The 26822-nt window shown below is 48.7% G+C and carries 23 protein-coding genes and 1 pseudogene; 9 read left to right on the top strand and 15 right to left on the bottom strand.

Features of this window, described 5'->3' with window-relative positions; genetic code table 11:
• Positions 1 to 16 precede the first annotated feature (16 nt).
• The 3 genes and pseudogenes from ACO0K4_RS16330 to ACO0K4_RS16320 all read left to right on the top strand — a co-directional run bounded on the left by ACO0K4_RS16330 (position 17) and on the right by ACO0K4_RS16320 (position 5201).
• Positions 17 to 1232 (top strand): annotated as a pseudogene (locus ACO0K4_RS16330) (IS256 family transposase).
• 775 nt (positions 1233 to 2007) lie between these two features.
• A complete protein-coding gene (locus tag ACO0K4_RS16325) occupies positions 2008 to 3327 on the top strand; it encodes a TRZ/ATZ family hydrolase (protein WP_422957721.1) in 1320 nt (439 codons plus the stop codon).
• A gap of 59 nt (positions 3328 to 3386) precedes the next feature.
• Positions 3387 to 5201, top strand: coding sequence for a M14 family zinc carboxypeptidase (locus tag ACO0K4_RS16320; protein WP_422957720.1), 1815 nt, complete (start codon positions 3387 to 3389; stop codon positions 5199 to 5201).
• 25 nt (positions 5202 to 5226) lie between these two features.
• On the opposite strand, the gene ACO0K4_RS16315 is transcribed toward ACO0K4_RS16320, so the two are convergent.
• Positions 5227 to 5658, bottom strand: coding sequence for a hypothetical protein (locus ACO0K4_RS16315; protein ID WP_422957719.1), 432 nt, complete (start codon positions 5656 to 5658; stop codon positions 5227 to 5229).
• Positions 5659 to 6098: 440 nt separating this feature from the next.
• Here ACO0K4_RS16315 and ACO0K4_RS16310 point away from each other — a divergent pair, with 440 nt between their 5' ends.
• Positions 6099 to 6611: a hypothetical protein gene (locus ACO0K4_RS16310; RefSeq protein WP_422957718.1), complete on the top strand. Its 513-nt coding sequence runs from the start codon at positions 6099 to 6101 to the stop codon at positions 6609 to 6611.
• 55 nt (positions 6612 to 6666) lie between these two features.
• Here the strand turns inward: ACO0K4_RS16310 and ACO0K4_RS16305 are convergent, their stop codons facing one another.
• On the bottom strand, positions 6667 to 7323 hold the full coding sequence (locus ACO0K4_RS16305; RefSeq protein WP_422957717.1) for a DUF1345 domain-containing protein: 657 nt from the start codon (positions 7321 to 7323) through the stop codon (positions 6667 to 6669).
• Positions 7324 to 7506: 183 nt separating this feature from the next.
• Between ACO0K4_RS16305 and ACO0K4_RS16300 the strand changes: the two genes are divergently transcribed.
• Genes ACO0K4_RS16300 through ACO0K4_RS16290 form a run of 3 tightly spaced genes read left to right on the top strand, consistent with a single transcriptional unit; the run spans position 7507 to position 9723 of the window.
• Positions 7507 to 7839, top strand: coding sequence for a hypothetical protein (locus tag ACO0K4_RS16300; RefSeq protein ID WP_422957716.1), 333 nt, complete (start codon positions 7507 to 7509; stop codon positions 7837 to 7839).
• The gene (locus ACO0K4_RS16295) at positions 7836 to 8702 is read left to right on the top strand and encodes an HDOD domain-containing protein (RefSeq protein WP_422957715.1); all 867 of its coding nucleotides are present in this window, start codon (positions 7836 to 7838) and stop codon (positions 8700 to 8702) included. Before ACO0K4_RS16300 ends, ACO0K4_RS16295 begins: the two co-directional genes overlap by 4 nt.
• Positions 8703 to 8724: 22 nt before the next feature.
• Complete coding sequence (locus ACO0K4_RS16290) at positions 8725 to 9723, top strand: diguanylate cyclase (protein WP_422957714.1); 999 nt, start codon at positions 8725 to 8727, stop codon at positions 9721 to 9723.
• Between the two features lie 112 nt (positions 9724 to 9835).
• Here the strand turns inward: ACO0K4_RS16290 and ACO0K4_RS16285 are convergent, their stop codons facing one another.
• The 8 genes from ACO0K4_RS16285 to ACO0K4_RS16250 form a co-directional block, all read right to left on the bottom strand.
• Positions 9836 to 10519 carry an OmpW/AlkL family protein gene (locus ACO0K4_RS16285; protein WP_422957713.1) on the bottom strand — a complete coding sequence of 228 codons (684 nt, stop codon included), beginning with the start codon at positions 10517 to 10519 and terminating at the stop codon, positions 9836 to 9838.
• A 162-nt stretch (positions 10520 to 10681) separates the two neighbouring features.
• Complete coding sequence (locus ACO0K4_RS16280; protein WP_422957712.1) at positions 10682 to 11929, bottom strand: SGNH/GDSL hydrolase family protein; 1248 nt, start codon at positions 11927 to 11929, stop codon at positions 10682 to 10684.
• 232 nt (positions 11930 to 12161) lie between these two features.
• Positions 12162 to 15278, bottom strand: a complete 3117-nt coding sequence (locus ACO0K4_RS16275) for an efflux RND transporter permease subunit (protein ID WP_422957711.1) — start codon at positions 15276 to 15278, stop codon at positions 12162 to 12164.
• 3 nt (positions 15279 to 15281) lie between these two features.
• Positions 15282 to 16496 (bottom strand): efflux RND transporter periplasmic adaptor subunit, encoded by a 1215-nt coding sequence (locus ACO0K4_RS16270; protein WP_422957710.1) that lies wholly within the window; start codon positions 16494 to 16496, stop codon positions 15282 to 15284.
• Positions 16497 to 16901: 405 nt separating this feature from the next.
• Positions 16902 to 17366 (bottom strand): DoxX family protein, encoded by a 465-nt coding sequence (locus tag ACO0K4_RS16265; RefSeq protein ID WP_422957709.1) that lies wholly within the window; start codon positions 17364 to 17366, stop codon positions 16902 to 16904.
• Between the two features lie 69 nt (positions 17367 to 17435).
• Positions 17436 to 18290, bottom strand: coding sequence for a putative DNA-binding domain-containing protein (locus tag ACO0K4_RS16260; RefSeq protein WP_422957708.1), 855 nt, complete (start codon positions 18288 to 18290; stop codon positions 17436 to 17438).
• Complete coding sequence (locus ACO0K4_RS16255; protein ID WP_422957707.1) at positions 18287 to 19153, bottom strand: DUF692 domain-containing protein; 867 nt, start codon at positions 19151 to 19153, stop codon at positions 18287 to 18289. Before ACO0K4_RS16255 ends, ACO0K4_RS16260 begins: the two co-directional genes overlap by 4 nt.
• Before the next feature lie 16 nt (positions 19154 to 19169).
• Positions 19170 to 19421, bottom strand: a complete 252-nt coding sequence (locus ACO0K4_RS16250) for a DUF2282 domain-containing protein (RefSeq protein ID WP_422957706.1) — start codon at positions 19419 to 19421, stop codon at positions 19170 to 19172.
• A gap of 250 nt (positions 19422 to 19671) precedes the next feature.
• Here ACO0K4_RS16250 and ACO0K4_RS16245 point away from each other — a divergent pair, with 250 nt between their 5' ends.
• Together ACO0K4_RS16245 and ACO0K4_RS16240 are read left to right on the top strand one after the other, a co-directional pair.
• Positions 19672 to 19950, top strand: coding sequence for a hypothetical protein (locus ACO0K4_RS16245; RefSeq protein ID WP_422957705.1), 279 nt, complete (start codon positions 19672 to 19674; stop codon positions 19948 to 19950).
• Between the two features lie 129 nt (positions 19951 to 20079).
• Positions 20080 to 20295: an RNA-binding S4 domain-containing protein gene (locus tag ACO0K4_RS16240; RefSeq protein WP_422957704.1), complete on the top strand. Its 216-nt coding sequence runs from the start codon at positions 20080 to 20082 to the stop codon at positions 20293 to 20295.
• 60 nt (positions 20296 to 20355) lie between these two features.
• Here the strand turns inward: ACO0K4_RS16240 and ACO0K4_RS16235 are convergent, their stop codons facing one another.
• From ACO0K4_RS16235 to pgi, 5 genes are all read right to left on the bottom strand, one after another.
• Positions 20356 to 20772, bottom strand: a complete 417-nt coding sequence (locus ACO0K4_RS16235) for a hemerythrin domain-containing protein (RefSeq protein WP_422957703.1) — start codon at positions 20770 to 20772, stop codon at positions 20356 to 20358.
• 325 nt (positions 20773 to 21097) lie between these two features.
• Positions 21098 to 21298, bottom strand: coding sequence for a YjfB family protein (locus tag ACO0K4_RS16230; protein ID WP_422957702.1), 201 nt, complete (start codon positions 21296 to 21298; stop codon positions 21098 to 21100).
• Positions 21299 to 21325: 27 nt separating this feature from the next.
• Positions 21326 to 21880, bottom strand: a complete 555-nt coding sequence (gene mobB / locus ACO0K4_RS16225) for a molybdopterin-guanine dinucleotide biosynthesis protein B (RefSeq protein ID WP_422957701.1) — start codon at positions 21878 to 21880, stop codon at positions 21326 to 21328.
• Between the two features lie 151 nt (positions 21881 to 22031).
• Positions 22032 to 24824: a phosphoenolpyruvate carboxylase gene (gene ppc / locus ACO0K4_RS16220; RefSeq protein ID WP_422957700.1), complete on the bottom strand. Its 2793-nt coding sequence runs from the start codon at positions 24822 to 24824 to the stop codon at positions 22032 to 22034.
• Between the two features lie 315 nt (positions 24825 to 25139).
• A complete protein-coding gene (gene pgi / locus ACO0K4_RS16215) occupies positions 25140 to 26786 on the bottom strand; it encodes a glucose-6-phosphate isomerase (protein WP_422957699.1) in 1647 nt (548 codons plus the stop codon).
• Positions 26787 to 26822 lie beyond the last annotated feature (36 nt).

The following is a 26822-nucleotide window of genomic DNA, read 5'->3' as shown; positions in this document are numbered from 1 at the left end:
GTCGATGGACGTTTTAATGGACAGAGAGGAACTCAAAGTATTGGCTGCTGAATTAGCCAAAGACATCAAATCTGAAGCAGATCTGAATATCCTCTCCAGGGAGCTGCTCAAATCAACCGCAGAAACTGCCTTAAATGCTGAACTCACCGAGCATCTCGGTTACGAGAAGCATGACAACAGCAAACACTCTAACAGCAATACTCGTAACGGCATCACGCATAAGCGACTCAAAGGTCAGCATGGTGACGTTGAAATCCACATACCACGTGATCGGGATGATAGCGTTGAGCCACAACTCATTCGCAAAAATCAGACGCGCGTTACCAGCATGGACGATCAGATCCTCACGCCCTATACCAAGTGACTCGTCACCAGAGAAATTGTGCAGACTTTTAAAGAAATGGTCGATGCTGACGTGTCTACCACCCTGATTTCTAAAGTCACTGATCGCGTACTCGAGCAAATCACCCAATGGCAAATCACGACCGCTTGATCCCATTTATCCCATCGTCTGTCTGGACTGTATCGTCATCGAGATTCGTGACAATATGCGTGTCATCAATAAATCCATTTACCTGGCACTGGGTGTTTATATGAACGGCAAAAAGGATTTGCTAGGTTATGGATGTCCGATAATGAGGGAGCCAAATTCTGTTTATCGGCGCTGACAGAACTAAAAAATCGTCGCGTGCAAGATATTCTCATCGCCTGCGTAAATGGCCTTAAAGGCTTTAATGAGGCTATCACTGCCGCCTACCCTGAAACCCGTATCCAGCTCTGTATTGTTCACATGGTGTGCAACAGCCTGAAGTACGTTTCTGGAAGGGCTACAAAGCTATCACAGCGGATCTGAAACGAATTTACCAAGCCAATATGGAAGATCAGGCACTGGCGGAGTTAAATCGTTTTAGGCAGCAATGGGACACCCTCTATCGACACATATCGACATCGTGGATGGTACTGGGGAGAATCTGCGCACCTTGTTTGAATACCCCGCCAGACATCCGAAAAGCGATTTATACGACCAATGCCATTAAGTCACTTAATAGTGTGATTCGTGCCGCCACAAAGCACAGAAAGCTGTTTCCAAGCGATGAATCCGCCGTAAAAGTGATTTATCTGGCAATCTCACAGGCAGCAAAAAGATGGGCCATGCCGATTCAACATTGGCGATTAGCCCTGAACGATTTATGATTGAATTTGGTGAGCGCATTCAAAAACACGTTCACTGATTTGTTCCGTGACATTTATACAGAATTTCTTGCAGGCTCGATGAAGCATTTGAGATGCAACTTCTTTCTGCAAACTTATACTACTAGCGGCATCTCCTGGCCTTGCCGCATTATTGGCATCACGTAAAGCACTAAATGCTTCAACAATCCTTGAATTCATCTTTATATCTTTGGAAAATATCCAGCAAACTTTGAGTACCATATTGTTGATTATTTACACTTCATTGACCCTTTAATATATCCCGCATAGCGTTTATAAAAATCAATGCTTCAAATGTAGGCCTGCAGCTCCGACCCCAGCTCACAAATTATTTGCTCCATACGGATCGAGTTCAACCCCTTCATGTATGTCCCTCGATACTGAACTAAATTTATCACTGAATTGATAAGGCTCAATTACCTAAGCAAACCATGGTCAGTCTTATTCTGCAAGTAGATTAAGACAGCGTAGTCGAAGGAGAGTTTATGGTTCGTTTGATTAACATTTCTAATGTTGCGTCTTTTTTTTGGTGTACTTAGTTAAAGGATTGCGGTCAAAAAACATTTTTATCATAAGATTACTTGGCTGTATTCGGACATTTAGTGCATCAGAATTTTGCAGCGTTCCGTTCTGTAATGCTGCACTTACAGCATAGTTAAAATAAGCACTTATTCAGGTCTCATCGTCACGACTGTCTCGGCGTTGCAAACAAACCCCGATCACAGATGCACCGCTATAATCGTGTTATCCACATCGTTCACAGTCTCTGTCAGAATTTTATAAGGTGACATCGTCATGACAACAACAAGCTGCCTGTACCCGCAATTTTTGATTCCTGTTGAGCCGCGTGGGACAGTATTACTGGACCATGCCTTAGTGATGCAAGACGATAAAATCGCTGCCATCCTGTCTGCGGATCAGGCAAGGCAACAATTTCCGGAAGCGATCCATACGGTCTTGCCAAAGCATGCTCTGCTGCCCGGTCTGGTAAACCTGCATGCCCATTCGGCAATGAGCCTGTTACGCGGTCTGGCAGACGATTTGTCCCTGATGGACTGGCTGAACCATCACATCTGGCCTGCAGAAAAAAAACATGTGTCCGATGAATTCGTCTTCGACGGCAGTGTGCATGCGATGGCGGAAATGATCAGGGGCGGCACCACGACCGTCAACGATATGTATTTTTGCCATGAGGCGGTAGCCCGCGCGGGCATTCACTCTGGCATGCGGACGATCGTCGGTTGCAGCATTCTGGAATTCCCGACTGTCTATGCAAATGATGCGGATGAATACATCAATAAAGCACTCGCAGCACGCCAGAGTTTTATCGGTCAGGACGGCATCTCGTTTCGCCTGGCACCGCATGCACCTTACACGGTCGCCGATGAAACCTTTAGTAAAATCATTGCTATCTCAGAAAAAATGGGCATGGACATTCATTGTCATATCCATGAAACGCAAGACGAAATCGATACCAGCCTCAAGCAATATGGTATGAGGCCGTTACAACGCCTGCATCAGCTGGGCTTGCTAAGTCCAGCGCTGATCGCCGCCCACGTGGTTCACGCCAATGATGCCGAAATCGCTCTGCTTGCAAGACATGGGGTGCATGTTGCCCACAACCCTGCCAGCAATCTAAAACTTGCCTCAGGTTTCGCACGTGTTCACGCAATGCAAACGGCAGGTATCCAGGTTGGTATCGGCACCGACGGTGCAGCGAGTAATAACAAACTCGATCTGCTCGGCGACTTACGCATGGCAGCTTTACTGGCAAAAGCAGAGTCTGGCAATCCCACTGCCCTCAATGCCAGCGTCGCACTCGAAATGGCAACTATCGCGGGCGCCAAAGCATTGGGTATGGAACAGCAGATAGGTAGTCTCATCACCGGTAAGCAAGCGGATGTCATCGCCATCGATTTGTCGGCAATCGAAACGCAACCACTATTCGATCCGATCTCACAAATCGTCTATGCTGCAGGACGCGAACAAATCAGTCATGTCTGGGTGAATGGCACATGTCTGATGCGTGAGAGAACGCTGTGCGGCCTGCAAATGGATCAGTTGCAGGATAAAGCACGCTGGTGGCAGAGCAAAATCGCGACATCCGCCGCCTAAATCGCTAAGGCAAGACAACTCAACACCTCCCCTAACTACTTTCTGAGGAAACCCGTTTGATGAAGTTATCCCTTATATCGTCCCTGCTGATCTCCTTTGCAACACTGTCCGGTATTGCAGCAAACACCGTTGCAGCAACCGCTGTCAGCTCGTTGACTCCTGCATTAACAAGGACATTGACAACGGTATCCGAACGATCCGGATTCATCACAACCGGTCGCTATGATGAGGTCATCGCACTCTGCGCTGAGTTTGAAAAAAATTATCCGGATGCCGTGCGCTGCCTGGAGTTTGGCCGCACACCGGAAGGCAGGCCTATGCTAGCACTAGTAGCATCACGCAGCGGCGCGTTGAGCGCAGCACAGGCTGCACAACAAGGTGTGCCGGTTACCTTGATACAGGGCGGTATTCATGCGGGAGAAATTGATGGCAAGGATGCTGGATTTTTAGCACTGCGCGAAGCCCTGGAAGACACCAATGCCAAAGGCGCACTGGCTAAACAAGTGCTGCTCTTCGTTCCCGTGTTTAACATCGACGGCCATGAGCGCTTCGGTCGCTGGAATCGCCCAAATCAACGCGGTCCTGAAGAAATGGGCTGGCGAACTACCGCACAGAATACCAATCTGAACCGTGATTACGTGAAGGCCGATTCTGTCGAAATGCAGGCGATGCTGAAACTGATCAATGACTGGGATCCGCTGGCGACCATTGATCTGCATGTCACGGACGGAGCGAAGTTTGAACATGATATTTCTATCCAGGTTGAGCCGGTCAACTCTGGCAATGCCGGACTGCGCCGGTCCGGCAAGCAATTCCGTGACGCCGTGATCGCCGATCTTGCAAAGCAAGGCTCCTTACCCCTGCCGTTTTATATGTCGTTTGAAAAAGAAGATGATCCGATGTCGGGTTTTGTTGATACCGTTCCGTCGCCGCGTTTCTCGCACGGTTATTTCGCCTTACGCAATCGCTTCGGTATGCTGGTAGAAACACACTCATGGAAAGAGTATGCAACCCGTGTACGCATTACCCGCAACACCGTGATTTCGGTACTAAATCAGGTGGCGGTACATGGTGCAGAATGGCGAAAACTGGCTCTGGCAGCCGATCTGCAAGCAGCGACGCTGGCGGGTAAAGACGTTCCTGTCAGCTACCAGACAACACGAAAGACTACGCCGCTTGCCTTCCGAGGTTATGCATACACACGAACACATTCCGATATTTCTGGCGCTTTGATGACGCGCTATGACGAGAGTAAGCCGCAAATCTGGAATGTCACTTTACGTAATGAAATCGTTCCACAACGCAGCATCGTCGCACCGCAAGCTGGTTATATTGTCACTGCGGGATACGCCGATATACTTGCGCAAAAACTGACGCAGCATGGCATCGTGTTCCGCCGGCTGAAGTCGCCGGTGCTAAAAACGCCGGTAGAAAGTTACCGTGCCAGCAAAGTCGACTTCAGCCCGCAATCCTTTGAGGGACGTCAAATGCTAAAGCTGCAAGGTGACTGGAAAACCGAAGTACGTGATCTCCCGCAAGGCAGTTTGTTTGTACCCGTCGCTCAAGCGAAAGCCAATCTGGTCATCGCAATGCTGGAACCAAGCGCACCGGATGCACTGGTCAACTGGGGCTGGTTCAATAATGCCTTCGAGCGCAAGGAATATATGGAGGCCTATGTTGCCGAAGACGTCGCACGTGAGCAACTGGCTGCCGACCCCGCATTGCGCGCTGAATTCAATCGACGCATTGCCACTGATCCGGCTTTTGCCAAAAGCGCTTCAGCGAGATTGGATTTTTTTGCCCGCCGCCATTCGTCCTGGGATGATCGTTTTAATTTATATCCCGTGGTAAGAATCGCGACGACTCCAGAATAAACCGCCCTCCTCCGGATCGGCCATCTCAATAAGGTGGCTGTCCCCACGTCAATGCAAAGCTGAACACCATGAGTACAACATAGGGAAAAGCAACAGTGGGGCGAAGCGCCTGTGTCAGATATTCGGCGAATAAGCCGCCTGCTCGCGGCCTGTCAATCAGCCACTCAGTATGCAATTGAAATGCGGTGCCGCATTCCTCCGCCGATTGCAAGCAGGATTCAATCCGTAAGATCCTCGCAGTGAGCCGTGCCTGCGATGTCCTGACAATCGCTTCTTGCAAGCATAATGTGGCAAGCAAGCCGAGCATCATCCACACGGTAAAGCTGAACATCGCGGTCACGACAAACAAAGTAAAAGCACTCAATTTGATCCAGAGGCAGTTGCGTTCCAGCGCCTCGATATTCGTTTGCAGCACACGCCACTCTTGCTCGAATCCATTCTGGTTGCTGATCGCCATATTATTTCCCTTCATTGCTCATTGTTGATTCGTTGTTGATTGCTAACTGGCTCCAAGCGGAAGACTGAAAACATATACTCCCCCTTTATTTATAAAAAATACTGCGGTTACCGCTGATCTTTATTAGGTGTTAAAAAATACTATATCCCAGTATATTAAATAACTGCAATATCCGGATACTATTGCCACCACAAAAAAACTATCAGACTCACCGCAGGAATTTGCCTGAATTGCAAGCAGTTGCAACCCTCATTGCAGGCTATGGCATTGAAATCCCCGCACATCTCATAGGCAGTATCTGCATAACAATACGTCCGTATAGAGATACCTTTTGTTGCACTTCTGCTGCGTGGCAGCACAGATTTATCTCGCCTCATGTCACCGTAAGCACACTCCGAAGCGTTATACGCTTGTAGTCAACTTTCTGAACGGGTTTCATCATGCGCATTACGACCTCCATCAAATTCCTTGCAATCGGCACCCTGCTTCTCAGTGCCGGCATCAGCGGCAGCGCTGCTGCTCATGATTGGGATAGAGGGGACTGGCGCCCTCAGCCGTATTACACGAGAGAGGTCATACGCAATTACAACTATGTGTACTACCCGGCGCAGCAAGTCTATTACGCGCCTGACAGCGGCTACTGGTATTGGGCTAACGGCGCTAGCTGGCAATTCGGCAACCGTCTGCCCGGTTACTTCAATATTGATCTGCAATTTGGCGGCGTACCTGTCGTGCTGCGCTCCGAACGCCCCTATATTGAACATGTCTATGTAGAGCAAGTATTTGGACGTCCATGGCGTGAGCGCTATTATCCACGCGGCTATTATGAGCGCCGCGATTATTGGGAACACCACGAAAACCGCGAGCATCGCGAGTTCCGCGACGATCGCTGGAATAGAGAGCATCGTCAAGACCGGGATGATCGGCGTCACGGTGACGACCATCGCCGCTAGGATGGTACGTCTGGCATGGCAACCAGAGACTATGCCATGATGGTACTACTCCAGCTTATGCGCCGACCAAGCTGGCAGCGATATTGATCGAGAAACCTAGGATAGCGACATTAAATAAAAAACTGAGCACCGATTGTGCAAGCACTGTCTTGCGCATTTCTCGCGACATCACCGAGACGTCCGAGGTTTGCACCGCCATTGCAATAGTGAACGAAAAATATAAAAAATCCCAATAGTCGGGAGTTTGCTCTTCATCGGGAAAGCGCAATCCACGTTTGTTTTTGGGTGAACGATAAAACAGCAAGGCATAGTGAAACGTGAACACCATTGCCAGCAAACTCCAGGATCCGAATACGGTCATGCCTGTGAAGGCATATTTCAGTAACCGGATATTTTCCGACATCCCCTTCATATTCGCCAACTGAAAAACAATCGCGACCAGACTGGCAGTCGCAGACAAAGAGAGGATTACCAATACCGCGACCGCACTCTCATCTTCCTGCATCGCCATGTCATTTATGCTCTCGTGGCTGACACAACTCATTAGCCAGCCTATCAAAACAAGATAGGTCCATACGCCCACATTCCAGCCAACTAATGCACGGGTCATCCAGTCCAGACTGTCCGGCAGTAGCCAGCCCGTTACCAGGCCCAAGGCAAAAGTCAGAACCAGGCGTGGTCTGCTATGAACAAATTGTTTTATCGGATGCATGAGAAAGCGGCCTGTGAAGGTAAGAGAAATTTTGCAATGTAGTTTGATACTGATTGGTACCTGTTGATATTGTCACCCAATATACTTACCGTAGTATATTAGAGGCTGCACTGCTGAAGAGAAACAAAATCATGTCAATTGAGTGAAAATTTATTACACTGTAAGCATCATGAGGTCTCGATTATGAGCAAGCGACATCAATATTTATCCTTGTCAGAAATTTCCGCAGGCCGGGTGCTAGCGGATGATTTACTTGATAAACAAGGGCATGTGTTACTGCCTGCAGGTGTGATATTGACTGACAGCATGCTGGCCTCAGTTGCCAATCATCATATACGCCAATTGTCTGTCCTTACAGAGAATGAGTCAGATGCGGATCTGGACGAAGCAACGGTGAATGAACTAAAACAACATCAATTAGCCCGCCTGGATAAATTGTTTCGCCACATTGATGACCAGATGCCAGCCAGTATATTGCGCGATTATTTGCGCGCTTACCGGAGTGATGCACCATGACTCCTGATATTTCTGCACTAAGCAGCCAGCACTTACTGCTGAACGATGTCGTTCAACATATAAAAGATTTACCTACCTTACCGGAAGTTGCAAGAGACTTGCTGTCCAATCTTGATGATGACAATATCAGTCTGGATGACATTTCAGAGAAGGTTTCGCACGACCAGTCACTCGCAGCGGGTGTGCTGCGCGTGGCAAATTCTTCTTTTTACGGCAGCAATTCCAAAGTCGTCACCATTCAGCAAGCGGTCTCCATGCTTGGTATGCGTCAGGTAATCAACCTGATACGACTTACCGCGATCAGCCATAGCTTTCCGCCTTCCCGTTGCAGGAATTTTGATTTTCAGGCGTTCTGGAGCCACAGTATTGCGACCGCCGAATGTGCAGAACTGATCTCAAGAACTCTGCACATGAAACATGATTTTGCGTTCACCGCAGGCTTACTGCACGATATAGGACGACTGGTACTGGTCACACGCTTTCCTGCACAATATGAACAGGCGATTCTCTACCGGCAGCAAGAGGACTGTTATCTGCTAGAGGCAGAACAAGCTGTAATGGGCATTGATCATGTAGTCGCCGGCCTAGCACTCGCTGACCAGTGGCAGTTTTCTGAAGCAATTCATGATGCCATCCGCGGTCATCACGATCCCGACATCGAAGGTCTCAATTCGGTTGCTTCGATAGTCCATATTGCGAATGCGATTGTGCACGGACTTGATCTGAATCATATTGATGATGATCTTGTACCACTCCTGTCCCAAACCGCATGGAATACCGTAGGATTAGACCAGGTGGAGTATTTACGGATCTTTCGCGAAACCGAAATGCGCTTTGAGGCAATCAAGGGCATTCTTTTATAATTTTTGACAGCAATTCATGTATTTGGAAAAAACCCTTTTGGAACCGCTCACCAGCTTCGGCAATGCTGATTATAAAATTGATCGCATTCATTTATTCCGCGATATTTCTGAGGAAAACCTTCGTCTCATCGCAGATATTATTCAACGCTGCGCTATCGTTAAAGCCCGTACTGGCCAGATCGTACTCGATGCGCATAGCTCGGGTGCAAGATTGTATGTGGTGCTGCAAGGCGTACTAGGCATTACGAGACAAGATGCCAGCAGTAATCAATTAGAAACAGCGATTACGCAGTATTTGCCGGGTGAATGCGTTGGTGAAATCTCGGTGCTGGATGAGGAGATTCACTCCTCGACAATCAGTGCACTGGCGGATAGCGAGTTGCTGGTCATCGAGGCAGAAACCTTATGGCGCTTGATTGACGAATCGAACGGTGTCGCGAAAAATTTACTGCAGTTGCTGTCGTTCCGTATCCGCGCCGCCAATGCACAAATCCGCAATCGCCAGAAAGTCGGTGAATTTTATCGCCAGTTATCGATGGTGGATGGTCTGACTGGCCTGCACAATCGCGCCTGGCTGAATAGCCAGCTCCCCGGAATGATCGAACATGCTCATGCAACAGGCAATCCGCTCAGCATCATCATGGTCGATCTGGATCACTTTAAGCGATTTAATGACGATTACGGCCATCTGGTGGGTGATGATGCATTGCAAAGTGCGGCCAAAGTCATGAATGCAGGTCTGCGTCCCTCTGATTTTGCTGCCCGCTATGGTGGTGAAGAGATGATGGTGATTTTGCCAGGTACAGCTCTGAAATCAGCGATTGCCGTGGCGGAGCGGCTATGTATCCGACTACGTAAAACCCGGGTATTTGAGGAGCGCGAAAAACCTTTACCGCATATTACGGGATCTTTTGGTGTCGCAACTTTATCGGCAGGGCAAGATGCTGGGGCACTGATTGCAATAGCCGATGCCGCTTTATATCGTGCTAAAGACGAGGGACGTAATCGCGTCGCCTCCTGAAGCACAATGTAGTGAGGGACAGCAAATTAAAAAGCCTGCGGATATGTTGATATCCGCAGGCTTTTTTTATTTATTCTGAACTGAACCAGATTGAATCAGAATAACTTAAGGCTTAGAAGTGATAGCCAACACCAACTACAATCGCGACTGGATCCAGCTTAATTTCTTGCGTCTGACCAGTAGAGAAATGCGCTGTCGTTTTCAGATAAGTCTTCGTGACTGCAGCATCAACATACCATTTTTCATTGATGGCATATGCGGCGCCGATCTGACCAGTGACACCAAACTTATGATCCAGTTTAAATGTTGTTGGTGAAGAGCTGCCTGTATTAGTCAATGCAGTCAATTGTCCAGAGCCTGTTTCCTTCTGAAAGTAAGCATAGGTCAAACCCAAACCAACATAAGGACGGAAAGCAGATTTCGCCTGGAAGAAGCGATATTGTGCAAACAAAGTCGGCGGCAATACTTCAGAAGTACCTAGCTTGCCTGTGCCATTAATAGCACCAGCGCCAATCAGGTTATGTTTGTACGGCAAACCTACTGCAAACTCTGCAGAGATATTGTCCGTGAACATATAGTTACCGACCAAAACAGGTTCAGTATCGCTACCGACGTCGGCCTTTGTACCTGGCAAAGCAGGTGCGCTCAAATCGCCACTTGTTACTTTTGGAGTGATTTGGTTAATACCAAATTTGGCTGACCACGTACCTGCGGATTGCGCTGAAGCAGCAACGCTCGCGGTCATCGAAACAGCGATTGCCAACAGCTTCATCGCAGTGTTAAAACTTTTATTCATATTGTCTCCCGATCTTTTTGACTGATGACACCTAAGTTAGTCATCTACATAATTCGATAAAGTTGCTTGCCCCACCAACATCAGCGTTTCAACATAGAGCCCGGTGATGTTGATGTGGAAAATCGCAAAGGTCATTTCTGCCCTTGCAATCAGGTTATGGGCTTACAGCCAGCCTTTTGCAACCATTTCTTTAGATACATAACGTGCCAACAACAAGTAACCATATGGAGTTGGATGCACGGAGTCAGCATACTGGTAGTTATCCACTGAGCCAGAGATCGTGTTTGACTTGTTGCAAACCAATGAGGAACCCAAAGGATTTTTCGCTGCTGTCAAATCACAAGCAGGCGTCGTCACGTTCGTCAAACCATAAATTGCAGGATTAGCGAACTGATCACGGTTGATGGTGTAAGCATCAACATACAAAATGCTGGCATTACCATCGAGACCTGCTTTCAATTGGGAATTGAATGCATTCACCATGTTGAAAATCAACGTTTGTGTGGAAGCATCTGTGCTCAAACCAAATGGTGTCTGGCTAACGTCAGGCAAGTTGACAACGGTGACGTATTTAGCGCCTTTGCCAACGATCAGCGTTTTAACATAGCCAGCCAGTTCAGCACCAGCTGTGCCCATCGCAGTCACAACCAGTGGCGCATTAGCTTGTACGAATGCACCTGCTGCTGCTGCACCCACAGTCGGTGTCAATTTAGCGACAGCAGCTGCCTGGCAGTTAGTTGCCTGTGCATCGGCAGGAACGCAAGTACCAGCGGCGATATCTTTCTGAATCTGACCTGGTACGGCAGCAGTGACAGCGGCAGTTGCTGCAGCCGTAGCACCGGCGGAGAAGGTTGCCAGCTGGATGAATACGTCGTTACCGCCAGCCATGACGAATACGATTTCATCACCCTTGAAGGCACCGCCGTTGATTGCCAGATGGTTCTGGATTTGTGTAACAACAGGTACGGTCAACTGGCCAAGGACTGCATTGGAGCCGCCCAGCAGTTTGTTGCCAGGGCCAACCGGATTCGTTACGCGAGCACCACCTTGTGCATACGATGTGCAACCTGCGTGATTAACGACCGGAACACTAAACCCTTGTGATGCCAAACCTAACAAGCCTGTTTGTGCCGGGCAAGGTGCTGGCAAGCCTAACTGAGCTGCCATCAATTCTGTCCAGTTTTTCGCATTATTCTTACCGTTTGCATCTACATCATTGATACTGTATTTGCCACCTTTTAATGCGGCAACAGTACCGACTGCATAAGTGCCGACGTCGCTCAGGCTATCACCGAACGAGACTTGGGAACTGAATTTGACCTTGGTAGTTTGATCACCGCCACCGCCACCGCCGCAACCAGCCAGTACAGCTGCTGCAAGCAATGCCAGTGCAAAATTGGATTGACGCATTTTGTCTCCTAATGGGAATATTTTTTAAAAATTAAGTGAACGGTCGTGCTAGTCACCGTGCGCTCAGTATGTCATCAGGACTTTTACCTGAATAGAGAAAATTACAATTCTAGAGTAAACATTCTTTTAAAAACAACGCACTTTTATTCAAAATAAAAAACACATTGCCAGATACACAATTATTACAAATATGCAACAGGCAATCAAGGCTTATTTTCAAATTTTCTTGCTTTTAAACCTTATTTATATCTAGCGCCGTATCAGCGATCTGACTATGTCTCGTGAAATAAGCCTGCGCCTGACGTCCCCATTGATCTAAATAGGTATAAGCAATCGGAACCACTAATAAGGTAAGCAAGGTGGAAGTAATAATCCCGCCTATCACAGCACGTCCCATAGGAGCTTGCGATTCTGCGCCCTCACTCAAACCGATCGCCATCGGTAACATGCCGAAAATCATTGCCAGCGTGGTCATCAGGATTGGACGCAACCTGACCTGGCCTGCCGCCAGGATTGCATCATGTTGTGACATCCCTTGCTTCTGAGATTGATTAATAAAATCGACCAGCAAAATCGCATTCTTGGTTACCAGGCCCATCAGCATAATAAAACCGATGATGGAGAAAATATTCAAGGTACTGCCGGTAATTAATAAAGCCAGCAATACACCGATCAGAGAAAAAGGCAGTGAGGTCATAATCGCCAGCGGTTGTAAAAAACTACCGAATTGCGATGCGAGGATCAGATAAATAAAGATCACCGCAATCCCCAGCGCGGCCAATGCAGCATTAAAAGATTCTTGCATCTCCTTAGTCTGCCCCCCGACATCGAAGCGATAACCAGGCGGCAGTTCAATTGTTTTGACCAGGTCCTGAACTTCTTTACCGACATCCCCTGCAGGACGGCCTTCAACATTGGCATAGATTGCCGCACGACGCTGCAAATCCTGACGCTTGATAACTCGCGGACTGGTTCCCGGGATGAATTGCACTACCTGACGCAAAGGCACCATTACCGGCGTGCCAGTCGCGTCAAGCTTGCTACTTGCCAGAGAGAGATCTGCAAGGTCGGAGATTTTCTGTCGTCCCGACTTAGGAAGCTGCACGTTGATTTCGTAATTCTGACCGTCTGGCGCCAGCCACTGACCGATCGTGTCACCGGCAACAAATGGTCGCAAGGCGGCACCAATTTGCTGAACGGACAAGCCTAGATCATTCGCTAATTCGTTATTGACCTTCACCAGCACTGTCGGGTTGGCCCCCGTCAAACTACTTTCCAGATCTGCGATACCCTTGATTGCGCTCAATTTCAGCATGACCTGATCAATAACCCCTTGCAGCTTGTCCGCATCAGGTCCCAGGATTGCCACGTAAATAGGCTTATTAAAACCGACGCCAAGTTCAATACCGGGAACTGATTTCAAGCGCTGACGGATAGCGGATTCAATTTCTTTTTGTGGCTTGCGGTGACTGATGCGAGGTTGGGTCAACTTCAGATTAATCTGCGCCGCATTGCGTTCACCCTCCACGCCAACGCTGGTATTCATCGTCACTATTTCAGGTATCTCTTTCAAAATCGCTTCAACCTGCATGGTCTTTTCATTGGTGTAGGTCAGGCTGGAACCCACCGGCGTTTTAAGATTGAGTGAAATTTGACTATCATCCGTTTCCGGAGCGAATTCAGTACCAATAAACGGCAGCAAAAAGAAACTGCCGACAAAGAGTGCGAAAGTCAGTACCAGCGTTGTCTTACGGCGCCTCAATACCAGCTCAAGAATACGTCCATACAGGTGATGGAGCTGATCGATCCCGTGCTCAATCCTCTCCATCATGCGCGCCAGCCATGGCAGGCGGCTAAATCGCCCTTCAGCTGGATCATGCCAGATCGAGGACAGCATGGGATCCAAGGTAAAACTCACAAACAGTGATACCAGAACCGCGACGGTGACAGTAATACCAAATTGTAAAAAATAGCGACCAATCATGCCATTCATAAAGGCCACCGGCACGAACACCGCAACAATCGCAAACGTCGTTGCCATGACGGCGAGTCCAATTTCATTGGTACCGTCTTCAGCTGCTTGCTTATGCCCTTTTCCCATCCCCAGGTGGCGAACAATATTTTCCCTGACGACAATCGCATCATCGATTAAAAGACCGATACAAAGAGACAGCGCCATCAAGGTCATGAAATTCAATGTAAAGCCAAATGCCTTCAATGCAATGAAAGTGGCGATCACCGAGATCGGTAAGGTCAGGCCGGTAATGATCGTGCTGCGCCAGGAATGCAAGAACAAAAACACAATCAGGATCGTTAATCCGGCGCCTTCAAGAATCGTTTCCTTAACGCCGCTTAATGACTGCTTTACGTTATCGGCATTGTTATAGTTGACGTTCATGACCACATCGGCAGGCAATCTCTTTTTCAGATCATCGATAGCCTCCATGATGCCATCGCCGACCTCTACAATATTGGCGTCCTGAATCTTGGTAACTGACACACCGATTGCCCGCACACCGTTGACACGTGAAATCGATAACTCCTCACGTTCACCATCCTGAATATCGGCGACCTGCTCCAGGTAAACAGGGGCGTTGGCACGACGGGCAACGATGATTTTATTGAATCCGCGCGGGTCTGTTATTTTCGCTTCCAGACGCACCAACTGATCTTTGGCTCCCTGGGTGATTAATCCTGCCGGCATGTTCTGGTTCGTTGACTGAATTGCTGCCAGCACTTCATTCACACCGACGTGATTAGCTGCCATGCGATCAGGATTCAACTTGACTTGCACCTGCCGGACAACCGCACCTCTTACATCGACACGACCAACACCGGCGACACTCTGTAGTTTTTTCGCGATGATCTGATCGGTCAGGTTGGATAGTTCACGCAAGTTTCTTTCCTGAGAACGGATCGACATCTCTACAACAGGACGCTCATTACCGTCGCTACCACCGCGGACAATAAACGGATCTTTCACGTCTTTAGGAAAACCCGGGCGTATCTGGGCAACTTTGTCGCGCACTTCCTGCAGCACTTTGTCTGGATTTACGGACAACTGAAACTCAGTCCAGATGCCTGCACGCCCCTCATAAGAGCTTGCCATAATCCGTTTTACGCCGCTGATCGTGTTCAATACATTCTCAACCGGCTTGGTGATGTCATTCTCAACAATTTCAGGTGATGCTCCCGGATATTGCACTTCCATCCAGACGCCAACAGACTGCACGTTTGGCATTTGCTCCAGCCCCAAACCTTTGTACGAAAACAATCCCAAAACCATCAGCGCTACCATCACCATGGTGGCAAAAACCGGATTCTGAATACTGACTTTGGTAATCCACATGGCTTAGCCTTTGACTTTATCTGTAGTCACATCGGCTGCCGGAACAGATGCAATCGTCGCTTTCGGCATACTGACTTTGCTGCCGGGCTTAATACTGTCAAGCCTGGTCGAAATAATCTGCATACCAGGCTCCAGCCCCTGAATCACCTGAACCACACCCTCATCCTCATTGCGCAGACCTAATTTGACTACCTGCTGCTGAATCTGATTATTGACTATGCGATAAACCATATCGCTACCATTATGCTGGCGTATCGCCGTCACGGGCATCACAGGTAAAGCACTGGTTTTTTCCAATGTCAGATTACCTTTGGCAAACATGCCGCCTTTCAATACACCATCACTATTCTCAACGCTCACATAGACCAGCATCGAGCGAGACCCGGCCTCAGCAGACGGATTGATACGGGCGACTTTGCCGATAAAAGAACGGGAGCCAAAACCATCTACGGAGAATTTGACATTTTGGCCAATTTTGGCACGGGGAATTTCGCTCGAAGGCACTTGTGCTTCAAGGATCAACTGAGCGAGATTGACGATACTGAATAAGGGACTGTCTGGCGAGACCTTGTCACCAGCCTGAACGCTACGTTTACTGACGATACCGTCAACGGGAGATTTCACCAGCGTATCGGCAACAGCAAGCTGTGCAACCTCCCGCTGTGAGGTTGCAGATTTCAGGCTGGCATGCGCCAGATCGAGACTATTCTGTGTTGTATCAAACGCATTTTGAGAAATGTAATTCTGCTTGAGCAAAGCCTCATTAGAATGACGATTTTTTTGCGCCAATGCCAAGCGAGCCTGCGCCTCATCGACAGCAGCGTCTTGGATATTGAAACGAGCCCGTAAATCCGCACTGTCAAAACGGGCAATCACTTGCCCTTTCCGGACCGGCATTCCCTCTTGCACCAAAGTTTCATGCACCTCAGCAGCAACCTTTGCCCGCACAGTAGTCTGACTTGCGGGCATCAGTGACCCGGATATCGGCAAGTTCAGGCTTAATTCGCGTGCCGTGATTTTCACCACATCAACAGCTGCCAGCTCGTAAACCGGCTCTTTCTTCGCCATCGCTTTTTCACCGTCTTTCGCCTGCGATGCAGTCGTCCTGGTGTACAAAATCCAGCCACCGCCGGCAATTAGCACGGCAATCAAACCCACTACAGGCAAACGCCAGCGACGTTGTGATAGTGAAGACAAAACGGGAGTGTCTATTTTCATGATCTGCTCTTGTATTATTTTTTATAAGTGGAGTAACTACTTCGCTGCAATGCGCTCATCGTTATTTTTATAATGGCAATTTGCACTACTGAGACCTAGCTTATAGAAATAAGTTCGCCAAAATCCTCATTGTCTGAGATGAAGATTGCTGTAATTGGAATGAAGCGAATTACAACAGCCAAGTACGTATCAATAATACAATCGATCGGAGGAAAAGCGGGAGACTTTAATAAAATAGACGAGCAAATCAGGACGAAAGTTGCCATCGCTCATTCAAGCTTAAGCCTCATTACCTGAAAATATAGGGAGTGTTTAAGGCAACAGATAAAAACATCCTGAATACATCATTCATACTCTATTCAACCGGTGCCCATTCTGAACACCAGTTGCCGACTAATTACGAAATCAGGTTTGTGCCGACGATTGGATACGGCTATCCAAAGAGAGTTTTCCTGCTCCGAATACCAATAAAACCAGAAGTAGTAATCCCCAGTACAAATGATCATTGATTGCTGCAGGGCATTCAAATTTCCAGAGCTGAGGATACGAGATCACTGCCATCGCGTTCACGACAAACAGTCCGAGCGCCGCGGGACGTGACAATAATCCGGTGATCAGCAGTATGGGTAAAAATAGCTCGCCACCCGCGCCCATGATGGCTGCCAATTCAGGAGGTAGTATAGGTACGGTGTATTCTTCGCGGAACAAAGACAGTGTGCCCTCCCAATCCTGGACTTTGATCATTCCTGCTTTTAAAAATTGCCAGCCGACGAAAATACGCAGTCCCAGATTCAGCAGAGCGCCGCCCCATTCTTGTAGCAGATGATCGAATTGCGTGGTCAGTTGGTGCAGGCGTAAAAATTGATTCATATTCCTCTCCGTTAAATTGATTGATGTCAGGATTCCTGTAGATCATTAGTCGGAGTTGACGAAGAGTTCTTACAATAACTCTTTGAAATTTAACTCGTCAGAACAAAACAATTCCCACTGAAACCATTGCTGAAGGCGCTCAGTAATCAGAAATCCTGCATCGCACTCAACAGCGACTTCCAGAGACTGCCCAAGATTGATTCCCTGAGACAAAGCTCGCAGAGCGGCATAAGACGCGGCATCGATCACATGGACAGCAGGCGTCCAATTTTGACGATGAATCAAAATATGATTTTTATGCTGTATCTCTGAAGGAAACACACCGCTGCCGATATTTTGGTGAGCAAGCCAGATGTCAGCGCTAGCCCAGTCCGATACGATTAACTTGCACGAAGGATGTAATTCTAACGACGCGTCAGCAAACTCCGCACCAAAGCGGCTGATTAGCGCTGACAAATGTAAGGTGGATTTGTCCTCAGCGTAATATGCCTGATGTACCAGCCACTCTAATCTTGCGACATCTGGAAAATAAGGATAGTCCGCAGAAACGCCAAGTTCTTCATCTTCAAGAAAAGTGGCCAGAGAAACACCAAACTCGTTCAGGTCACCCGAAGTTGATGGGTGGCGGCGACCATATTCTCTGGCCATTTGTCCAAAAAATTCTTCACCGACTAATTGATAAAGTACGGGATAGACATTTTTCAAGGCTTGGCTCCAGATCGCCGTCAGATTGCCCCGATAAGTAGCAAGCCGCGACGTGATCTGCGCCGGCTTGCCACCAAACATATTCAGCTCTACTGGTAATCCTGAATCCAATTCAGAGGCAGATGCAGTAGCCATCAATCTCTCAGAAAATCGCAATTGCAATTCAGTCAGTGTAGTTTTATGAGCCGGATTAAGCGGGGCCAGATTGTTCGCTGTCATGCAGTCACCCTGGCATTAGCGCGGTATCGGGCAGCTTTGGCTGCCTCTGCCAGTACCGCCGGTAACGCAGGAATATCCGTATCCCATTCAATCAATACCGGAATATCCGGACTGAACAGTGCACAAGCTTTCTCGTACAATTCCCAGACTTCGGGAGCAACACTGCAACCGTGATGGTCAATAAGGCAATCGTCGCTACGCAAATGTCCTGCGAGATGAATCTCACCAATCACACCCGCTGGAAGATGCGCCAGTTCCATCAACGCTGCATCGGCGCTCTCACCGTGATTATGCTGATTGACGAAGAGATTATTCACGTCCAGTAAAATGCCGCAACCAGTACGACGCGCAAGCTCGACCAGAAATGTAGCCTCAGACATGTCATCTTCGGCAAAACGCAGATAGGTCGATACGTTTTCAATCAAGACAGATCTTTGCAACAAGTTTTGTAACTGATCAACACGTTCGCACATCAATGCCAGAGAGTCCTGTCTTAATGGGAGGGGAAGCAAATCGTTCAAATGACGCCCTGCAATAGCGCCCCAGCATAGGTGCTCAGATACCAGAGCAGGCTGGATTCGATGTACCAGTTTGTTGAGTTTATGCAGATGGACTTCGTTAAACCCCTGTGCGGAGCCCAGACCAAGCCCCACACCATGGAGGCTGACAGGGTAATCCTGGCGTAAAGTCTGCAATACATGCAGATCATAACCACCATCACCAAAATAATTTTCTGAATGCACCTCTAACCAAGCGATATCAACAGAAGCATTAAGAAAATCACGGTAGTGCTGACTGCGCAAGCCAATCCCGACGCCCAGATCGGGATTGGCTTGCTGCACTGAGTCGGAAATAAGGCTCAATTACTGTCTTGCAGGTTTACGCTTTGCTATCGAGCTTACCGCCCATTTTTTCACAAGTACCAGCCGGGACTTTTTTCCACTCATTTGGATCCATGTCTTTCTTGCCCTGACCAGCACAGGAATGAGAACCTGTTTTGGTTGCGCAATCGTTTTGACCTGCTTTAGCGATACCAAAACATTTTTCTGTTTTTGCTGGCTCTGCTGCCAACGCCACGGTAGAACCCACTAAACTTGCTAATGCGACTGCGATCAATGCCTTGTTATTCATGTTTATCTCCTGAAAAATTTAAAGAAAGAATCGTAAAAAAGACTAATAAAAATCACTTACGACCAATAGTCGGGCAAAGCCAGAATACCTTACACATTTTTTGAGAAAATGTCGCTATCTACTTTCATCACAAGACCGGTATCCTGCTCTGATCTTTACGCAGAGTTTTGACAATCAGATTCACTATAATAGGAAAAAATCCGCAAACGATATTAGTGCGATCACTTTACCGTCAAAATAACTCAGCTAAATGACAACTCAAAATCTGATGCGCTTAAGAGATACACTAGGATTGCTACAACAGCAAGATCTGTCCGTTGGGCAATTTTGTCAAGAATGGCGTGTTGATCATGCTGTGATGCAGCAACTACCGCAACGGTATGCAGAGGTGATGGAAAATTTATTAAGCAGATTAGAATCAGGTAGCCTGTTTAGCGAAGAAAGCTGTTCGTTCAGTCAGCATGAGCTGTTAGCTCAGCTTCGCCTATGGCTGGACAAAGCAGAAATTCAGTTGGCGAAAGCAATTTAGTGTATCCTGCCAGCCGCCCACCAGACATGCAGGGTCCGACAGATGAGCGGCAGTAAATTTATTCGGAAATTGCAAAAAAATTTGATCGTCCGCAACGATCATCATCTACGTTAACCAATCAGGATCCCTATGCAAGACCTTAGCTTTAGCCTCGAAGGCGAGTTTGTTGAACTCAACCAGTTATTAAAACTCGTTGGCCTGTGCGACAGCGGTGGCGCTGGCAAGGTCATCGTCGCCAGCGGTTCAGTGAAAGTAGACGGAAAACAAGAATTACGTAAAACGGCCAAAATCCGTGCGGGGCAAACCGTGATCTTGGGTGACGTCCGGATCAAAGTCAGTGCTTAATTACTGATCCGCGTATCGGTCGGTAGTGTCGCCTGCTGGAAAAAAGTAATTAATATGTCCCTAAGCTGGCTGAGCTGCGGCAATAGCATCGCTGGTCATAAAACGCGCCAGCATATTATCCATGGTATCGACATGGTGTTCGAACCATAGCGGCAACTCTTCAGCCAGCCTTGCTGCCAGATCCATCTCTCCTGCGTCGACGATACGACGGCGAACCTCACGCATCACTTGCAACACAGCATCGTGCTCAGTCATATGACAACCAGCAGGCGGAAATGCATTGCTGGTCATCCATTGATCTTCTTGTTCAAAATGCTCGACTGAGTGAGCAATTAATGCATCTAGTCTTGCGATAAACGTATCGGGGTTATCTTCCGACAGTGCCGCGCATAACATCACGAACTCCTGATGTGTCTCGTCCATCGGCTCATACTGCAACTTTAGTCGATCTGACCAGCCCCAGTTGGTATCGCTCATACTTATCCTTTTTTATTCGATGTACATATCGGTGAAATTATTCTGAATAATGATAGTCAAACCGTATTGAGCGAACGATTCTGCAATCGCCCATCATCAAAACGTGTCATTGAGAATATCGTGAACCTCAATGCCTGCTTGGCTCTCCGGACAATATTCAGTGATCAAGAGAGATCAACTATCGTTTTCAGAATTATCACTGATCCAAGATTTTTTCGCTTGAGGCAGGATAAAAATCCCCATTAATTTCTTTTTCCTCAAAACCATAAAAAAAGCACAGCGACCAGGCTGTGCTTTTTTACTACGAATGACTACCTATAATAATTTAGGCTGTCGTATTGATGTTTCTTCCGAGATTAGATGGCAAATTTGATATCGCCTTATTGTCCGGAATCGCTTCGATCAATGCGGTCGCGCTTTCGGCGCTGACATCCAAGGCTTTTTTCAAAACAGCAACGCTGACTGCCTGGCTAATACCCACATCCGCCAACGTTGTTGACACACTGGCAATTCCTGTAACATCCATGACAATCTCCCATAACTTCGTATCTTATTATCGGCGTACTTCCATCTCTACTTTAGGGTCATGCAAGAATAAATTTTTTGTTAAAGACGATTGGATCCAGGCAAGTATCTGCTCGGGCTGATTTAAATCCAGCCAGACCAGATCTGCCCTCAACCCTTCGGGCTCAGGAATATCTGATGCCACCGCGACAATGTGTGGATCATTTAGATACAAGGCAGGTTTGCCCAGGCCGGGGCGGTGGATTTCGATTTTAGCAATCGCTTCCCACTTGTACCCCTCAATCAAAATCAAATCTGAGGGCGCAAGCCTTGGCAGTAACTCTAGCAAGCCTGGCTCATCCTGTTCGCGCAACTCATTGGTAATCGCGTAGCGAAATGGCGATGCAAGCAAGACTTCATTTGCCCCAGCGCGGCGAAAGCGGGCGCTGTCTTTGTGCGAGGGTTCCAGAATAATATCGTGGTGGCTGTGCTTGACCACATTCACCTTCAAACCGCCACCACAAAGAGCAGCAATCAGATATTCCAGCAAAGTCGTTTTACCGCTGCCGGACCAGCCGACGATACCAAGTAAATGGTTTGACATCCAGATTCCTAAATCAATGTAGTCCGTGTTTACACACGTGCTCAACCAGGTTAAGCAAACAAGCGCACAGATTTTACATTGAATTATTGTTCCGGTATCTAGACCACTTACCCCCACCCTAATCTCAACAAGCCTCCAACAAGATCGCCGGTCAGCCGCTATTCCGCAAACCTGCCGCAATACCGTTAATGGACAAGTGAATACCACGACGCACGCGCTCATCCGGATCCCCGTTTCGATAACGCTCCAGCAATTCAACCTGTACGTGATTCAAAGGGGACAGATATGGAAAGCGGTTACTAATCGAGCGTTTGAGCAAAGGATTTGCCGACAACAATTCTGACTGGCCGGAGATTGCTGTCAACGCAGCAATCGCTGCCTCATGCTCAGCCTTCAGACGTGGGAAAATCCGGTCGCGCAATGCCTCATCTTTCACCAGCTGGGCATAACGACTGGCAATACCGATATCGCTCTTGGCCAGCACCATTTCCATATTCGACAACACCGTTGAGAAAAAAGACCAGGTCTTAAACATCGCCTGCAAGGTCTGCAAACCATTCTCCGGATGCACCTTCAGGTAACTCTGTACCGCAGAACCAAAACCAAACCAGCCCGGCAGCATCAGGCGACACTGCGACCAGCTAAATACCCAGGGAATAGCGCGCAGATCTTCGATCGCGGTCGATTTTTTACGTGATGCCGGACGACTGCCGATATTCAATCCGGCGATCTCAGAGATCACCGTAGACTCCCAGAAATATTGTTCAAATCCTTCGGTCTCATACACCATATTCCGGTAAGCGCGGAAGGCGTGATCCGACAATTCTTCCATGACTTTTAAAAACTCTGCCGGCGGCTCTGGTTCTGTGTGCGACAACAAACTAGCCTCCAGCGTCGCCGCTGCCAGCACCTCCAGATTGCGGCGGCCGACTTCCGGATTACCGTACTTCGCGGTGATGACTTCACCTTGCTCAGTCAGACGTATCTGTCCTTGTACCGCACCCGCCGGCTGCGCCAGTATCGCCTGATAACTAGGTCCGCCGCCGCGACCGACCGAGCCACCGCGACCATGAAATAAGCGCAGGCGCACCTGATGTTTGGCAAAGATCGTGACCAGATCCAGTTCAGCTTTATACAACTCCCAGCCAGACGTCAGGAAACCGCCGTCCTTGTTACTGTCCGAATACCCGAGCATGACTTCTTGTGCATTACCACGGCTTGCCAGCATACGCGCATAAGCAGGCAATGTTAACAATCTGTCCATCGCAGGCGCGCTGTTTTGCAAGTCGCCAATCGTCTCAAACAAAGGAATGATATTGACGTCAAGGCTGCCTTCGAGTGGATGTAATAAGCCAGCTTCCTTCAACAGCACCGCCAGCTCCAGCATATCGGAGACGCCATCGGTCTTGGAGATAATGCAGTTTGGTACGGCACCTTTGCCGTAGCGCAGTTGCGCCGTGCGCGCACCGCGGTAGATCGCCAGTTCGGACTGCGTTTCTTCTGAATACTCGAGATACGGTGATGCCAATGGCCGGGATGATGCAATCTCTTCCGCCAGCAAGACAATGCGCTGCTCTTCGTTTAATTGTAAATAGTTGGTACCGGGATTGGCGGCCTCTAGCAACTCCGCGACAACGCGTTCATGCACATCGGAATTTTGACGCAAATCAATCGGCGCAAGATAAAAACCAAACACACGCACAGCGCGGCGCAGATGACGCAAACGACCACGCGTTAAAGCGGCGGAGCCATTATCGAACAAGGACTGATGCACGACATCAAGATCGGCTACTAATTCTTCTGCGCTTGCGTACGCATCAGCATCGCCGGATGCATGAATCGCTGGCTCCGCGCCGAGCAATTGTTTGTAGGTCTTCGCGAGGCGGGCATAGATGCCGCTGACTGCCAGGCGATATGGCTCATCCGAGCGGTGTGGCGAATGATCAGGCGAACGCTGCGCCAGAGCCAATAAGTCTGGTGAAACATTCACCAGCAAAGTTGCCATCGACAGTTGCGAGCCCAGCGTATGCAGTTCACCCAGATAAAAAGTGAATGCACGATTCGATTGCATCGCCAGTGTTTGTTCCAATACGCTGGCGGTAACAAACGGATTGCCATCACGGTCGCCGCCGATCCAGCTTCCCATCTTCATAAAGCTGGGCAAATCAACTGTCTGCTTGTTGTCTTGTTTATTACCCTCTTTGCTGCTCAGCAGGTCTTCCAATCCGGCATACAGACTTGGCAATTCGCGCAAGAATGTGTAGTCATAAAAACTCAGACCGTTCTCGACTTCATCGAGCACTGACAATTTAGAGGTACGCAGCATGCGGGTCTGCCACAAGGTCAGTACAGCGCGGTTCAGTGCCTCCTCATTCGCCGCAGATTCTTCCGGCGTCAATTGCATACGGTCACGCTCATCAAGCAAGCGTGTAATCACCATCTGACAATTCAAAATACTTTTACGCTGCACCTCAGTCGGATGCGCTGTCAGTACCGGACTGACTTCCGCAGTCTGAAAAAAATCAAGCAATTGCTGCGTACTATGTCCAGTGTTGTACAGCGACTCAATCGTATGCGCCAGACTACCGGCACGCGGCGCCGAGCCGGCAATCAGATGCTTGCGGGTGCGGCGGATGTGATGCTGATCTTCAGCCAGATTGACCAGATGCGAAAAATAACTAAATGCCCGAATCACTTGCGTCGTCTGATCATTCGTCAGCGTATCGAGCGTCGACTCCAGAGCCTCACGCGCTGCCTCATCAGCGTCACGACGAAAGCGGATCGAATTTTGTCGTACCGTCTCGATCAGGTCAAAAATCTGGTCGCCGTGCTGATTGCGCACGGTATCGCCCAGTATGCGGCCAAGGCGGCGGATATCGTCACGCAAGCTTTGGTCTTTGTCGTCTTCGGTCAGATCGATTTTTGGATGGAGATGTGCATTCATACGGGCAGATTTTATGAGACGAAAGGAAATCGGGAGATGAAAAATTTTTGTCGATCTTTGCATGCCTTACACCACTCCGGCACACCCGCACCAGAGCGAGTATGAGGGCGGCGTTCACCTACAAAGATCAGACTACCGCAATACCATGACGGGCAACTTACAAGGATTCAGAGTGTTCTATTCAGACCGTTCAGATAGTCGATATTTCTGTGTTTCGATGCTTCTGTGTTTCGATGCTTCTGTGTTTCGATGCTTCTGTGTTTCGATGCTTCTGTGTTTCGATGCTTCTGTATTTCATTACTTCTATGCAGCTTTCTATGCAGCTTTGCTAGGTTGCATCGTTAGCTTATCGCGCTTACCGATGGCATTGAGCAGGCCACGGGTAGAGCTGTCGTCATCTTCTTTGACAGAAGACGGATCCAGGCTGATCAACTGTTGCGCCAGCGATTTGCCCAGTTCGACACCCCATTGATCAAATGCATTAATATCCCAGATCACGGATTGTACAAATACCTTGTGCTCATACAAGGCAATCAGTGCGCCGAGTGAACGCGGCGTTAATGAATCCAGCAATAAGGTCGATGTCGGACGATTGCCCTCAAAGACGCGCGGTGCCAGCACCTTCTCAGGTAAGTCACCCAATTCGGCACGCACTTCGCTGATGTCCTTGCCCCACGCCATCGCCTTGGATTGCGCGAAGCAATTAGCGAGTAAGGCTTTATTGTGGCTTGGCAAGCCCGCATCATCATCAGCGACCACAATAAAATCCGTCGGGATAATCGTCGCGCCCTGATGCAACAGCTGAAAGTAAGCATGCTGACCATTGGTGCCTGCTTCGCCGAATAAAATCGGCGAGGTCGCATAATCGACACGCTGCCCTTCTCTGGTCACCGACTTGCCGTTACTCTCCATTTCAAGTTGCTGCAAATACGCAGGCAAACGTGTCATGCGCTGGTGATATGGTGCAATCGACAAGGCTTGCAGACCGAGGAAATTAATATTCCAGATACCGATCAATGCCATCAATACCGGCAGATTGTTCTCCAGTGGCGCTTGCGCAAAATGCAGATCCATCTCATGCGCGCCAGCCAGCATTTCTTCAAACCGGTCGGCACCGACATACAGGGCAATCGACAGGCCAATCGCACTCCACATCGAGTAACGGCCACCTGCCCAGTTCCAGAAAGGGAATACGTTTTCTTCTGCAATACCAAATTCGGCAGCGGCTTTTACATTGGTACTCAGTGCTACAAAATGTTGACGAATCTGATCGGAAGGACAACCGTGCGCCAGCATCCATTCACGTGCAGTGCGGGCATTGGTCAATGTTTCCATTGTCGTGAAGGTCTTCGACGCCACGACGAATAACGTCGTCTCAGGGTCGGCGTTCTTCAATGCGTCAGCCACATGGCGACCGTCGACATTCGACACAAAATGCAGGGATAGATTTTTTTGCGACCATGGTGCCAACGCAATGCAGGCCATTTGCGGACCGAGATCAGAGCCACCGATCCCGATGTTCACAATCGTGCGTATCGCTTTGCCGGTATAACCGAGCCAGCGACCTTCGCGCACAGCGTCGCTGAAGGTACGCATCTGTGCCAGAACCTGATGCACGTCTGCGGCAATATTGTCGCCGTTCAGATAAAACGACTCGCCTTTTGGCAAGCGTAATACCGTGTGCAATACCGCACGATTTTCGGTATGGTTGATTGCTTCGCCGCGCAACATCGCATCGCGACGACTCTCGACATCTTGCTGCCTCGCCAGCGCCAGCAAATTCAGCTTCGCCGTGGTATCCATGCGCTGCTTGGAGTAATCCAGCAAAATGCCGCAAGCCGATGCAGAAAAATGCGTAAAGCGCTGCGGATCGGCGCGAAATAACTCTTTCAGACCAGGCAGATTGGTCGCGCGTTGTTGGAGCAGACACCAAAGAGGAGTACGGGAAACAGAGGTAACCATGATCGAGTGCTTTAGAGTGACGTAGAGATCAAAAAA

The sequence above is a fragment of the Undibacterium sp. RuTC16W genome (assembly GCF_049339445.1).
Classification (GTDB): Bacteria; Pseudomonadota; Gammaproteobacteria; order Burkholderiales; family Burkholderiaceae_D; genus Undibacterium.
Note: the sequence above shows the minus strand (reverse complement) of the source record. Positions and strands in the feature narration are given on the sequence as shown.

Excerpts from the sequence above, each read along its gene's own strand:
- ACO0K4_RS16325 (WP_422957721.1), top strand. The coding sequence starts at position 2,008 with ATGACAACAACAAGCTGCCTGTACCCGCAATTTTTGATTCCTGTTGAG.
- ACO0K4_RS16320 (WP_422957720.1), top strand. The coding sequence starts at position 3,387 with ATGAAGTTATCCCTTATATCGTCCCTGCTGATCTCCTTTGCAACACTG.
- ACO0K4_RS16315 (WP_422957719.1), bottom strand. The coding sequence starts at position 5,658 with ATGGCGATCAGCAACCAGAATGGATTCGAGCAAGAGTGGCGTGTGCTG.
- ACO0K4_RS16310 (WP_422957718.1), top strand. The coding sequence starts at position 6,099 with ATGCGCATTACGACCTCCATCAAATTCCTTGCAATCGGCACCCTGCTT.
- ACO0K4_RS16305 (WP_422957717.1), bottom strand. The coding sequence starts at position 7,323 with ATGCATCCGATAAAACAATTTGTTCATAGCAGACCACGCCTGGTTCTG.
- ACO0K4_RS16300 (WP_422957716.1), top strand. The coding sequence starts at position 7,507 with ATGAGCAAGCGACATCAATATTTATCCTTGTCAGAAATTTCCGCAGGC.
- ACO0K4_RS16295 (WP_422957715.1), top strand. The coding sequence starts at position 7,836 with ATGACTCCTGATATTTCTGCACTAAGCAGCCAGCACTTACTGCTGAAC.
- ACO0K4_RS16285 (WP_422957713.1), bottom strand. The coding sequence starts at position 10,519 with ATGAATAAAAGTTTTAACACTGCGATGAAGCTGTTGGCAATCGCTGTT.
- ACO0K4_RS16280 (WP_422957712.1), bottom strand. The coding sequence starts at position 11,929 with ATGCGTCAATCCAATTTTGCACTGGCATTGCTTGCAGCAGCTGTACTG.
- ACO0K4_RS16275 (WP_422957711.1), bottom strand. The coding sequence starts at position 15,278 with ATGTGGATTACCAAAGTCAGTATTCAGAATCCGGTTTTTGCCACCATG.
- ACO0K4_RS16270 (WP_422957710.1), bottom strand. The coding sequence starts at position 16,496 with ATGAAAATAGACACTCCCGTTTTGTCTTCACTATCACAACGTCGCTGG.
- ACO0K4_RS16265 (WP_422957709.1), bottom strand. The coding sequence starts at position 17,366 with ATGAATCAATTTTTACGCCTGCACCAACTGACCACGCAATTCGATCAT.
- ACO0K4_RS16260 (WP_422957708.1), bottom strand. The coding sequence starts at position 18,290 with ATGACAGCGAACAATCTGGCCCCGCTTAATCCGGCTCATAAAACTACA.
- ACO0K4_RS16250 (WP_422957706.1), bottom strand. The coding sequence starts at position 19,421 with ATGAATAACAAGGCATTGATCGCAGTCGCATTAGCAAGTTTAGTGGGT.
- ACO0K4_RS16245 (WP_422957705.1), top strand. The coding sequence starts at position 19,672 with ATGACAACTCAAAATCTGATGCGCTTAAGAGATACACTAGGATTGCTA.
- ACO0K4_RS16240 (WP_422957704.1), top strand. The coding sequence starts at position 20,080 with ATGCAAGACCTTAGCTTTAGCCTCGAAGGCGAGTTTGTTGAACTCAAC.
- ACO0K4_RS16235 (WP_422957703.1), bottom strand. The coding sequence starts at position 20,772 with ATGAGCGATACCAACTGGGGCTGGTCAGATCGACTAAAGTTGCAGTAT.
- ACO0K4_RS16230 (WP_422957702.1), bottom strand. The coding sequence starts at position 21,298 with ATGGATGTTACAGGAATTGCCAGTGTGTCAACAACGTTGGCGGATGTG.
- mobB (WP_422957701.1), bottom strand. The coding sequence starts at position 21,880 with ATGTCAAACCATTTACTTGGTATCGTCGGCTGGTCCGGCAGCGGTAAA.
- ppc (WP_422957700.1), bottom strand. The coding sequence starts at position 24,824 with ATGAATGCACATCTCCATCCAAAAATCGATCTGACCGAAGACGACAAA.
- pgi (WP_422957699.1), bottom strand. The coding sequence starts at position 26,786 with ATGGTTACCTCTGTTTCCCGTACTCCTCTTTGGTGTCTGCTCCAACAA.